This is a genomic window from Paenisporosarcina indica, assembly GCF_001939075.1.
GTDB classification, from domain to species: Bacteria; Bacillota; Bacilli; order Bacillales_A; family Planococcaceae; genus Paenisporosarcina; species Paenisporosarcina indica.
Window position 1 is genome coordinate 208,124 of sequence record NZ_MPTA01000002.1, and the last position, 12,342, is coordinate 220,465.

The window sequence follows — 12,342 nt, forward strand, 5'->3', positions numbered from 1 at the left end:
CCTTACATTCCTTTCGCTACTTTATAGCGTTTGATGGCAAGGGTTGTACATTCGAACACACCTCGTCCAATATATTTCCCTAGTTCTGTAATTGGTCCTGCATAAGGATGAAGTTCCCCTTTTTGAGAAGCCGCTACGAGTAAACTATCCGTTGAAGTCCCTGTTGCAACGGTATTGGTGATAGGGTCTCTGACATCTTCACTTTGCAGAGCTTTCGTTTTCGCTTCTGTTGCCGTAATCATGGCTTGAATGAAGGCTTCATCAGACAATTGACCGTTGACGATAATCCATGTATTGATGGTACCGACATACGGTTTCTGATCTCGTTCGAATGCTTTCGATACATCGACCGCATTTCCGACACCTGCTGTCACTGCAATAAGGATCGAGCCAAAAGTGCCATGATACTCTTCAATCACCACATCTTTCGTTTGTACAGCTGTCATCATTCCAACGGTATCTGATGTAGGGAAACCTTTCATTTCTAAATAATTGTACATCTCATTTGTGCTGTCATTACACGCATAGTCTGCTGGCACATGACGGTTTACAAATGTACGAAACCAACCAGACCCTGCATTCACGACAGCGGACGATATGGTTTTCAATGGCATTTTCGTCTGTAATACCACGCAATCATCCGAAATGGAAAAGTGCTCTTTTGTAATTACACTGTTTTTCTGTGAATGGCCCAAATCAGGTAATAAAGTGATTTGTGGTTTCGGTTGTTCTGGATGTGGATAACTGCTAACACGCGCTTTGTACACACTTTCGATTTGTTTTTGTTTAAGAACGGCATGCGGTTCGTCAATTATCTTGACGGCACCATTTTCCATTAATAACAGTCTGTCACAATATAACGAGGCCAAGTTAATATCATGAAAGACAGAAATAATTGTCAAGCCATTTTCAGTTGCCTGCATTTTTATCGTGTCTAGCAATTGCTTTTGGTGAGCAATGTCCAAATGGTTGGTCGGTTCATCTAGCAAGATCACTTTTGCTTGCTGAGCGAGTGCTTGTGCCACAAACACACGTTGTTGCTCTCCCCCAGAAAGCTCATCCAGATACTTATTCTCATATACTTTTACGCCAGTTAGTTGCATTGCATCTTGAATCGCTTTCTCATCTTGATCCGACCAAGATGAAAAGAATCCACTTTGATGTGGATATCTTCCAAGAGACACCGTTTCTCGAACGGTATGTGAAAAAGCGTTGGCATGTAATTGCGGCAACACGGCCATATGTCTAGCCAATTCTTTAGATGTATACATCTTGATTGCTTTGTTTTCTAATTCAACTGTGCCTGCTTTTAAAGGAAGAACTCCACTCATTACTTTCAATAGAGTGGACTTCCCGCTTCCATTAGGGCCTAAAATTCCCAGCATTTCACCTTTAGCTACTTGAAATGACACATTTTTAAGGACAGGTACTTCGTGGTAACCACCTGTTAATCCTTCAACTTTGATCATGGTCACGCACTCACCTTTCTTCGTTGTTTCCAAAAAATAAATGCGAACACTGGAGCTCCAATGAAGGCGGTAATTACGCCTATTGGCAACTCGGATGGTGAAATGACGGTGCGTGACACCAAGTCACAAATTATTAATAACGTTGCGCCATTAATAAAGGACAATGGCAAGACATGGCGGTGGTCAGCCCCCCATAACATGCGTGTCATATGAGGGACAACAAGGCCGACAAAGCCAATCGTTCCAGAGACGGATACAGCAGCACCCGTCAAGATCGAGCCGCCAGTTAAAATCAACATCTTTCGTCGTTTCACATCTACGCCAAGATGCTGTGCACGTTCTTCTCCATAAACGAGTGCATTAAGCTCCCGTCGATTCAACCACAGCACGACAGATCCGAAAATCATGAATGGCAAGGCCATCGTGACATAGGGCCAGCCTCTCATCGAGACACTGCCAAGTAACCATCCGATAATTTGTCTAAGTTCTTCCCCTGTCAGTGCAATCATGAGGGATATGAGAGATCCTAAAAATGAACTGAAAATAATCCCGGTCAGAATGATGGTTTCCATTTTCATCGAACGGTCAATGAGTTTGGCAAAACCCATGACAAGGAGCATCGTTAAGAAAGCACCAACCATGCTGAGGATTGGCAGGGTGAACAAGCCCAAAAAAGGGATTGAAATTCCGAAAAAGAGCGTCATCACGGCGCCTACTGAGGCACCGGACGACACTCCTAACGTATACGGATCAGCTAATGGGTTCTTCAATAATCCTTGGAATGCCGCGCCCGCCATTGCAAGTGAAGCGCCGACTAAACCCGCCAACACAACGCGTGGCATACGAATATTCCATAGAATATTTGCCGAAGCCTCATCCAAGTCAGGATTCCACAACACTTGTAGTGGAATCCTGACCGAGCCAACCGTCACTCCTACCAACACTGCAGCAACCAATACGAAAACAGAAGCTACATATGCCAACGGTGTTTTATTCACTGAAAACCTCAGGATAAATTGCTTTTGCCATTTCCATTAAACCTTCTGTTAAACGAGGACCTGAACGGCTTGTCGTATCAGCATTCACATCAATTACTGCTTTATTTTTTATAGCAGTCACCGTTCCAAAACCTTCGCGAGATAATACTTGCTCAACCGCGTCCGGTACATAACCACCATAGGTTGTTAGGATTACATCTGGATTACGCTTAACAATTTCTTCAGGGTCCATTTTGATCCAGCCTTCACTATCACCTGCTCCATTTTCTGCATTTAACATTTTAATCATTTCATGCATGAACGTGTTATTGCCTGTCGTAAAAATTTCTGGAGCTCCAGACACTTCTACAAAGACAGTTTTCTTCGTATCGACTGTAGAAGCTTTTTCTTGAATATTAGCCACTTCATCCTTCATCGTTTGTACCATTTCTTCAGCTTCTTCAGTTGCTCCAGTTGCCTGTCCAATGGTAATCATTGTGTCGTACACTTCTTCAAAATTTGCTGCCGTTTTAACGACAAACACGTTTAATCCAGCATCACGAAGCTGTTGAAGTCCTGCATCACCCACTCCAAGACCAGATTCATGTGCTAGTACGAGATCCGGATTCAATGAAATGATTTTCTCTACATTAAATTCTTGCCCGCCAATTTTTTCAATTGACGCTGCTTCTTCTGGATAGTTATCGAAGTCAGATACCCCAACTACTTTTTCACCTAAATCTAAACCGAATAGGATTTCCGTGTTACTTGGAACCATCGAAACAATCTTTTTCGGCTCTTCTTCCAAGGTGATTTCTTGATCAACTGCATCCGTAAGTGTCACTGGGAATGCCGTTTCTGCTTGCTCGGTTTGACCAGTCCCATTTTGTTTTACCGGTTTCGCTTCCTCTTGTCCACATGCTGTTAACAGGATTGCTGCCAGTGCGATCGCTATCCATAATTGCCAAATCTTCTTCATTTGTCTGTTCCTCCTTGATGTATGTAGGGTTTTTGAACACAAAAAAATCCTCCGCGAATAATCGGAAGATGGTTGGTTGAATATAGGCTACTGCTAAAATAAGCACGAGCTGATTCACACCATTCCTATCCTCGTAGGGTTGCGGGTGTTACGCACGTAGGCAGGTCTCCTGGCTTGTGATCAGTGGTTGGCGCGTCTTCCCATAGCAGCGTGTGCTTCAGTGACATGATGCGCTTTCCTCTCACATACAGTGGCGGGACCGCGTCGGATTTAAACCGACTTCCCTTTTAACTCTGCGATTGAAGCAGAGCACCAACGCGATGGACTATGTAATTCAAACTTTATTATACAGGAATTCAGTTTGGTGTCGAGGGGCTTTTAGGATGAGCAATGGATATATGTGGATAACGGTTGGATATATCCGGACAAGCGAGAGCTTTATCTGTACAAGAACACGCTATATCTAAACAAGCTCCTATTTCTCGCATTTCATCCCTAGGCATTTCATGATAAAAAATAACAGCCATCTCACTTTCATATGAGATGGCTGTTCTTATTTATTACATTTTCTCCGGTGCACTTACCCCAATCAATCGAAGTGCGTTAGCAATGGTTGTGCGGACCGCTGTGATGAGCGCAAGGCGTGCACGCGTCTTGTCTTCGTTTGATGCGTCTAGCACTTTTTCAGCGTTGTAGAAACTATGGAACGTTGCCGCTAGTTCTTGGATATAGGTAGCGACGCGGTGTGGTGAGCGGTTTTTGGCTGCTTCCGCCACGATTTGTGGGAAGTCACCCATCTTTTTCAGGACGTCGATTTCTTTTTCTGCTTGTAATAGGTTTAGTTGGTCAACTGACACAGTGAATCCTTGTTCTTCTGCTGAACGTAAGATTGAGCTAATGCGTGCATGTGCGTATTGTGCGTAATACACTGGGTTTTCGTTTGATTGTGATACGGCTAAATCTAAATCGAAGTCCATATGTGAATCGCCTGAACGCATGGCGAAGAAATAACGAACGGCATCCAAGCCCACTTCTTCCACTAGTTCGCGCATTGTCACGGCTTTCCCTGTGCGTTTACTCATCTTCATTTTTTCCCCGTCTTTATAAAGTTGAACCATTTGAATGATGTTTACTTCAAGGGTGTCTTTGTCGTAACCAAGTGCTTGGATCGCTGCTTTCATACGTGGAATGTAGCCGTGGTGATCGGCACCCCAAATGTTGATCAGTTTTCCAAACCCACGATTAATTTTATCTTCGTGGTACGCGATGTCTGGTGATAAGTAAGTGTATGATCCATCATTTTTAATCAAGACGCGATTTTTGTCATCCCCAAATGTAGTGGAACGGAACCAAGTGGCACCATCTTCTTCATAAACATGGCCATTGGTACGTAATTTATCAAGTGCTATCGTGATTTTACCGTTTTCATATAATGATGTTTCTGAATACCACTCATCAAAACTTACGCGGAAATCAGCTAAATCTTGTTGTAGTTTCGCTAACTCCACTTTCAGTCCATGTGCACGGAAAAATGCAAAACGTTCTTCAGCCGTTTTTTGAAGTAACGCGTCGCCATGTTCATTTACCATCACTTGGGCGATATCTTTAATGTCTTGCCCATGATAGCCATCTTCAGGCATTTCTACTTCTTGGCCTAACGCTTGCACATAACGAGCTTCCAATGAACGTGCTAAGTTGTTGATTTGATTTCCAGCATCGTTAATATAATATTCGCGAGACACGTCGTAGCCTGCAAAATCCAGAACATTACATAAAGAATCGCCTACAGAGGCTCCACGTGCATGCCCTAAATGTAAGTCTCCAGTTGGGTTTGCTGATACAAACTCGACTTGAATTTTTTCGTCAGCCCCCGATTTTGAACGGCCGTAATCAGTACCTTGGTCTAACACTGCTACGACGACGTCGGCCAAGTAATCTTTTCGAATCGTAATATTGATAAATCCAGGACCTGCAATGTCGATTTTTTCAATGACTGTACCAGTTGTGTCAAGGTTTTCTAAGATTGCTTCTGCGATTGCACGTGGTGGTTTTTTCGCAATTTTTGTCAGTTGCATTGCAATGTTTGTTGCATAATCCCCGTTCGCTTTATCTCGAGGAGAATCTAGCTGAATGGCAGGTATGCCTTCTACATCGGTTATCTCCGCTTTCAAAATCGCTTCTTTTAACGCTTCTTTAATGGATTGTTGAACCTGTTCTACTGCGTTCATTGTGATCCCTCCGTGTAATGAAATTCAAGTGTGTATTCGCCGACAGGTTCGCCGCTAACATTTAAATCATATTGAACGACAAATCTTCCATCGTGCTCGTTTTTTTCATAAGCCATGTGCTGTGTTGAGGTCGTTACCATGAGGGTGCCGTATTCACTTTCGTAACTCCCATTTTGCGTTGCGTTCAATCGAAACGGTAGTCGCATATTGAGACCGCCACTACGTAACACAAGTGCTTCGTTTTTCCCCATTTTAACCGTTGTTTTAATATTTTTATCTTCTTGTCCTTGTACTTCTTCATATTTCAAATAGGCGTGATCACCTTTTTTAATTAATGAGCCTGTTGACCACAATTCATAAACTTCCGGTTCTTCATTCGGTTGCCGGATGGTCGTTTTCATTTTCACTTTTACTTGGCTTTGCACGACAAGTCCACCCGCTTCCTTCTTATGTATGTTTTTATGCTTTTCGATGTTTAACCTTTTTATTATATGTCATGTTGCCCTGTCATTTCAATCAGTTCGTTAATAAGCCCAAGAAGAGTTGTTCTTGGGAAAATATCCCTTCTACCATGAATATAGGTATGTTATACTAACGCTAGAATTTTGACTTGGAGGTAAAAAGTCATGATCTTCGAATTGCTCATTAATTTTTGTATATTATTCACCTTTGCTGTCTTATCTTATTGGCCTTTTCAAGATTCTGTCCGTTCTAGTTTTCCTTTCCAGAAGGCACATCCATACCTCATTGGTATAATGGCCGGTTTCGCTGGCTTTATGTTAATGGAATCGGCAGTCCATGTAACGGATACGATTTTTGTAGATGCCAAACATGTAATTGTTGTTTTTGCAGGAATCCTTGGTGGTCCGATTGCCCCAGTGATTAGTGGACTCCTCATTGGCATCTCTCGTATATTAATGCCTGATGTCTTAACAGCGAATGACATACTAGCTGGCGTGAATATCATTGTTATAGGAATTGTGCTTGGTGCTTTTGGTTTTAGGCATCCGATGACCTTAAAGAATGCACACAGATACTTTTACTACGCCACCGCTCAATGTGCATTGATATTTGGCGTAGTTATTTATAACTCTGTAATTAATTATATACAAGTTGTTTACTTTGTTTTATTTGCTATTTTTTCGTTCTACACAGTGTTATTTATCTTAATGGAGTTAACCGAGCATTTCAAGAAAATCCGCCATACTGAATTGTTATCGGAAACCGATTATTTGACAGGTCTGTTCAATAATCGGAAGTTTCATCAGTTGACGGAAACATTTATTACCGATTCGACGCAGCCTTTCAGTATGATTTCAATTGATATTGATCAATTTAAAAAAGTAAATGAAAGATACGGTCATCAGGTTGGGGATGAAATTTTGAAAGAGTTGGGTTTACGTTTAAAGAGTCTTGTATCTATAGAAGATGGCTATGTGACACGTAATGGCGGAGAAGAATTTGTCGTGCTATTACCCAACTCGCCTCCTGCCATGGGAATAGATTTAGGTGAACGTATTCGATCCAGTGTGGCTCGATCGCCAGTTAGAGTAAGTGGTGATCTAGATGTGTCCATTACGGTTTCTGCTGGTGTCAGTTCGTATCCTGATAATGGGTTGACCATACATGATTTGTATAATGCCGCGGATATGGCGTTGTTAGAAGCAAAAGCAACTGGTCGCAACCGTGTCGTTCATTATAATAATCAAAAAGCGTGATGCCCTCATTCGTGAGTCGCATCACGCTTTTTGATTTTTTCAGACGTCCCCTTTTAGTTTTCAGACGTCACCTTCTAGTTTTCAGACGTCAAGCCATTTTTTTCAGACGTCAATTGCATTTTTTCACACGTGAAGGCTAAAAAGTTCGATTGTTGGAGGTCGAAATTTCTTCTTCGGACGATTTTTCCATAAACGAAGGATCTATTCTCTCGTTTCCCAACAGGATGCTATAAGAAAAAAGGGATGGAAGAAGTGACATTGTCACCTCTCCCATCCCTCTTGATCGTTACCTACTTATTTCACCCAGCCAAGAAGCATTTCACGAATGAGCTTGCTTGCTGTGTTTGCTGTTTGTTCAGATGAATCATAGATTGGGGCTACTTCCACTAGGTCGAAGCCGACAACGTTGACGTCTGATCCTGCGATTGCATGAATCGATGCCAGTAACTCACGAGATGTAATCCCGCCTGCGTCCACTGTACCTGTACCAGGCGCGTGTGCTGGGTCAAGAACATCGATATCGATCGTTACATAAACAGGACGACCTGCTAGTGTTGGTAAAACTCCTTTTAACGGCTCAAGCACTTCGAATTTCGAGATGTGCATGCCGTTTTCTTTTGCCCATACAAACTCTTCTTTCATTCCAGAACGGATCCCGAATGAATAGACGTTTTTAGGTCCGATGTGATTGGCAATTTTACGAATCGGAGTCGAGTGAGAAAGAGCTTCCCCTTCGTACGATTCGCGTAAATCGGTGTGTGCGTCCATGTGGATGATCGCAAGATCCGGATATTTCTCCGCAACTGCTTTCATTACTGGCCACGACACTAAATGTTCGCCACCCATCCCAACTGGAACTTTTCCGTCAGCTAATAACTGAGTAACAAACTTTTCAATTTCGTCTAAACTTCTTTGCGGATTACCGAATGGTAACGGGATGTCTCCTGCATCAAAGTATTTTACTTCTTCAAGGTCACGGTCCAAATACGGGCTGTATTCTTCAAGACCAATTGACACTTCACGAATTCGCTGAGGGCCAAAACGAGAGCCGGGACGGTAAGAAACTGTCCAGTCCATCGGCATGCCGTAGATCACCGCTTGTGCTTCATCGTAGATTGGATGACTTTTAATAAAGACATTGCCTGAATACGCTTCATCAAATCTCATTGATTACTCCCCCGCTAAATCTTTCACGAACTTCGGTAACACGAATGCCGCTTTGTGCAATTCTTTCGTGTAGTACTTCGTGTCGATGTCGTGGAAACGTGAGTCTTCTACTTCAAGAGGATCATATTTTTTCGAACCTACTGTAAAGCACCATAGACCACTTGGGTACGTAGGAATGTTTGCCGTATATAAACGAGTGATTGGGAAAATTTCTTTCACGTCTTTTTGAACTTGCTTGATTAAATCTGGTGTGAACCAAGGGTTGTCCGACTGTGCAACAAAGATCCCGTCTTCTTTTAATGCTTTCGAAATTCCTGCATAGAAACCTTTTGTGAATAAGTTCACTGCTGGTCCTACAGGTTCTGTTGAGTCTACCATGATGACATCATATTTGTTTTCAGATTCAGCAATATGCATGAATCCGTCTCCTACTTGTACGTCAACACGTGGGTTTTCTAATTCTGAAGCAATGCTTGGTAAATATTTTTTTGAGTACTCGATTACTTTGCCATCGATGTCTACAAGTGTCGCTTTTTTCACTTGTGGGTGTTTCATGATTTCACGAATAACGCCACCGTCTCCGCCGCCGACAACTAATACGTTTTCAGGGTTTGGATGTGTGAATAAAGGCACGTGTGCCACCATTTCATGGTATACGAATTCGTCTTTTTCCGAAGTCATTACCATGCCGTCCAGGAATAGCATATTGCCCCATTCAGCCGTTTCCGCCATTTCGAGCAATTGAAAATCAGTTTGCTCTGTATGCAAGGTACGGTTCACCTTCATCGTAATGCCAAAATTCTCGGTTTGTTTTTCTGTAAACCAAAATCCAGCCATAGTTTTTAATCTCCTTTACTTACGAGGTTAGTGGATCCGTTCCCGGCATGTAGCGAAAAGTGAACGCGGTCTGCCGAAAAACAAATACAGGAAAATTATAGATGTTTTTAGCGAAAGTGCAAGTATTTTTTCTTTACACTGTCGTTAAATTTTCTTTCCACCTCTTATTCTTTAGTATAAATCATTTTTTATGCCTTTATTGTGTCGTTTATATTTCACTAATTCTTACGTTTAAGTATACCTCGAACTTCCCATACTAAAACAAAAGCGGAAAGCGCCACTCTAGCTCGACATTAAGAAATAATTTGATCAACTTTCGGACGGAACTGATCAATTTTCAGGCTGACAGAAAAGAAAACATACGACAATCTTATTTTCTTAAAAGAATAAATCAACGGAGTGATGGCAAATTGGGACGATCGGAAGTACAACTTCAAAAACGAAAGCGACAAAAGCTGCGATCCGTTGTTTGGTGGTCGGTTGTTTCAGTAAGTGCACTTTGCACCGTGCTTCTGGGATTACGCATTTATGCTCAAATTCTCGGTCCACCATCACTTGCCGTAGCAAATGCCACTGTCTTTTTAGATCAAAATGGTCATTCAATTGGCGATCGTTTTGCCGAGCAGCGACGATACTGGGTGAAACTTGAAGACATGTCCCCTTTTATTAGTGACGCCATTCTAGCCGTGGAGGATCAGGAATTTTATGATCATCATGGTTTTGACTATACCCGTATTGCAACAGCTTTAATGAAAGACGTCAAAGCCATGAAAAAAGTGGAAGGCGCCAGCACGATTACACAGCAGTATGCACGCAACTTATTTTTAACGCATGATAAAACCTGGACGCGTAAAGCGAAGGAAGCGTTGTATACGTATCGTATGGAAACCTTTTATGAAAAAGATGAACTGTTGGAAGGTTATTTGAATACCGTTTACTTTGGCCATGGCATGTACGGAGTGGAAGCGGCTAGTCGCTTTTATTTTGGCAAGTCGAGCAAGGATTTGACACTTGCTGAATCCGCCCTCCTTATATCCGTTCCAAAAGGACCTAGTTATTATTCGCCACTAATCAATGAAAAAAATGCTTACAATCGTCAAAATATCGTTCTTACATTAATGGAATCGCAAGACATGGTGACAGGCGAGGCCGTGACCCGTGCACGTGATGAGAAAATCGGCTTGAAAAATGAAGAATGGAAAGAGACGAAAAGTGTGGCTCCTTACTTCTTGGACGAAGCTTGGCAGGAAGCGGAACGTATTCTAGCCTCAAAAGGTCGGGCTATTGCAGAAGGCGGCTGGACAATCGAAACGACCCTTAACACAAATCATCAAAAAGTGGCTGAAGAGGTTGTGGCTGAGTGGTTGCCAAATAATGAGTTAGAAGTTGGGTTTATCAGCATTGAACCGAAGACGGGATACGTGACTGCCTTGGTTGGAGGTCGTAATTATAAAGCTAGTCCGTTTAATCGTGTTACACAAGCAAAACGGCAACCCGGCTCGACCATCAAACCTTTGTTATATGCGGCTGCTCTTGAAAAAGGGTTTTCTCCCATGACCTTCTTAGAAAGTGAGCGCACGATTTTCACTTACGACGATGGTCGATCGAAATATGAACCGAAAAATGTTAATGGCAAGTTCGCAAATCATCCCATTTCATTAGCACAAGCACTGGCAATCTCAGATAATATTTATGCCGTGAAAACATTGGAAAAGGTCGGCTATAAACCTTTCCAATCGATTTTAGAGCGGTTGGGCGTGGAAGCGACGATTAAAAACACTCCCTCAATGGCACTTGGGGCAGCTGAAGTGACCTTAATCGATTTAACGGGTGCTTTCAACAAAATCGCAAGTGGTGGACTCGATCAACAAGTAAAAACAGTCCTATCCATTAAAGATAGTCATGGGAAAGTCGTTTTTGAAGTAGCCCCCAATGAACGTGAAGATGATAACCGTGTAATGGAAGCGGATGATGCGTTCATTCTGACTCATTTAATGACCGGTATGTTTGACCCCGTTTTTAATGACTATTCTCCAGCGACGGGCTTGTCTATTCGCGGGAAACAAACAAGACCGTATGCAGCAAAATCGGGAACAACCGTCTCTGATCAAGTAATCATTGGTTACACACCTACTTTAACAGCGGGCGTGTGGAATGGTTACGACAGTGGTACGCAGCTTCAGTTAGCTGAAGATAAACAAACAACCAAAAATATATGGATTGATTTTATGGAAAAAGTCCATCAAGGCATGGCAGCTGAGCCATTTCTTCCCCCTAAAGGAGTGAACGGTGTCATTGTGGACATCGAAACTGGTGGAATAGCCGTGGATTCTTGTACAAAACAACGATTGATTTATGTAAAGAAAGAAGACATTCCAAGAAAATTATGTACGGACTCTAAATTGCAAAAACAATTGTTAGAAGATGTGAAGGATTCTGAAGAAGGCATTACTGAAATGGATGGCGATGATCCATGGTCATTGTTCCCATTCTCATTTTTCAGGAATTAGCAGGAAAGTTTCATTCAAGAGTTTCCAAATTTCCTACAGCAGCGCAGCGAAAAACAAACCAATTTGCCCCCTCACACTTCGTTTTGAGGGGTGTTTTTATGGAGAAAATTGGGTGTGCGGGTAGAAAACATGTGTGAACGGGTAAAAAGTGATCATGAACGGATAGATACATCTCGCGAACGGGTAAAAATCAAAATTCCACACGCCACAGCACCTCACCAAAGTGGACATTTAAACTTCCAGTATCGGTTAAAATCAAAAAAAGCTTTCTCTTCCTCGGAGTTTGTCCGATGGAACAGAAAGCTTTTTTCTTGGTTGGCGCAGACATGAGAAACATGGGGCATTTGGCTTGGGTTTGACACAAATGTCGCACGGCGCTCATGTACAGACGCTTTTCCAATTGTCCTAGCTTACCTTTTGCAAGCTAATTTTAAGTGTACTTGCTTTCTTTAACAGT

General features: G+C 42.3%; 9 protein-coding genes and 1 riboswitch. Of the genes, 2 read left to right on the forward strand and 7 right to left on the reverse strand.

Annotation, left to right across the window (positions count from 1 at the left end; translation table 11 throughout):
• Positions 1–2: 2 nt before the first annotated feature.
• From GY23_RS06470 to GY23_RS06490, 5 genes are all read right to left on the reverse strand, one after another.
• Complete coding sequence (locus GY23_RS06470) at positions 3–1,469, reverse strand: adenosylcobinamide amidohydrolase (RefSeq protein ID WP_075618409.1); 1,467 nt, start codon at positions 1,467–1,469, stop codon at positions 3–5.
• A gap of 2 nt (positions 1,470–1,471) precedes the next feature.
• Complete coding sequence (locus GY23_RS06475) at positions 1,472–2,467, reverse strand: FecCD family ABC transporter permease (protein ID WP_075618410.1); 996 nt, start codon at positions 2,465–2,467, stop codon at positions 1,472–1,474.
• Entirely contained in the window at positions 2,460–3,425 is a 966-nt protein-coding gene (locus GY23_RS06480; protein ID WP_075618411.1) for an ABC transporter substrate-binding protein, read from the reverse strand. Before GY23_RS06480 ends, GY23_RS06475 begins: the two co-directional genes overlap by 8 nt.
• A gap of 142 nt (positions 3,426–3,567) precedes the next feature.
• Positions 3,568–3,757: riboswitch (cobalamin riboswitch) on the reverse strand.
• 228 nt (positions 3,758–3,985) lie between these two features.
• Positions 3,986–5,653 carry an arginine--tRNA ligase gene (argS, locus tag GY23_RS06485; RefSeq protein ID WP_075618412.1) on the reverse strand — a complete coding sequence of 556 codons (1,668 nt, stop codon included), beginning with the start codon at positions 5,651–5,653 and terminating at the stop codon, positions 3,986–3,988.
• Positions 5,650–6,078 carry a YwiB family protein gene (locus GY23_RS06490; protein ID WP_075618413.1) on the reverse strand — a complete coding sequence of 143 codons (429 nt, stop codon included), beginning with the start codon at positions 6,076–6,078 and terminating at the stop codon, positions 5,650–5,652. Before GY23_RS06490 ends, argS begins: the two co-directional genes overlap by 4 nt.
• A gap of 201 nt (positions 6,079–6,279) precedes the next feature.
• Between GY23_RS06490 and GY23_RS06495 the strand changes: the two genes are divergently transcribed.
• Positions 6,280–7,371: a diguanylate cyclase gene (locus GY23_RS06495; protein ID WP_075618414.1), complete on the forward strand. Its 1,092-nt coding sequence runs from the start codon at positions 6,280–6,282 to the stop codon at positions 7,369–7,371.
• 294 nt (positions 7,372–7,665) lie between these two features.
• Here GY23_RS06495 and speB read toward each other — a convergent pair whose 3' ends face one another.
• Together speB and speE are read right to left on the reverse strand one after the other, a co-directional pair.
• Positions 7,666–8,538, reverse strand: coding sequence for an agmatinase (speB, locus tag GY23_RS06500; RefSeq protein WP_075618415.1), 873 nt, complete (start codon positions 8,536–8,538; stop codon positions 7,666–7,668).
• 3 nt (positions 8,539–8,541) lie between these two features.
• Positions 8,542–9,375 (reverse strand): spermidine synthase, encoded by an 834-nt coding sequence (gene speE, locus GY23_RS06505; protein WP_075618416.1) that lies wholly within the window; start codon positions 9,373–9,375, stop codon positions 8,542–8,544.
• A gap of 410 nt (positions 9,376–9,785) precedes the next feature.
• Between speE and GY23_RS06510 the strand changes: the two genes are divergently transcribed.
• Positions 9,786–11,885, forward strand: a complete 2,100-nt coding sequence (locus tag GY23_RS06510; RefSeq protein WP_075618417.1) for a transglycosylase domain-containing protein — start codon at positions 9,786–9,788, stop codon at positions 11,883–11,885.
• The last annotated feature ends 457 nt before the right edge of the window (positions 11,886–12,342 follow it).

Coding starts and splice junctions, on each gene's coding strand:
- GY23_RS06470 (WP_075618409.1), bottom strand. CDS start 1,469: ATGATCAAAGTTGAAGGATTAACAGGTGGTTACCACGAAGTACCTGTC.
- GY23_RS06480 (WP_075618411.1), bottom strand. CDS start 3,425: ATGAAGAAGATTTGGCAATTATGGATAGCGATCGCACTGGCAGCAATC.
- argS (WP_075618412.1), bottom strand. CDS start 5,653: ATGAACGCAGTAGAACAGGTTCAACAATCCATTAAAGAAGCGTTAAAA.
- GY23_RS06495 (WP_075618414.1), top strand. CDS start 6,280: ATGATCTTCGAATTGCTCATTAATTTTTGTATATTATTCACCTTTGCT.
- speB (WP_075618415.1), bottom strand. CDS start 8,538: ATGAGATTTGATGAAGCGTATTCAGGCAATGTCTTTATTAAAAGTCAT.
- speE (WP_075618416.1), bottom strand. CDS start 9,375: ATGGCTGGATTTTGGTTTACAGAAAAACAAACCGAGAATTTTGGCATT.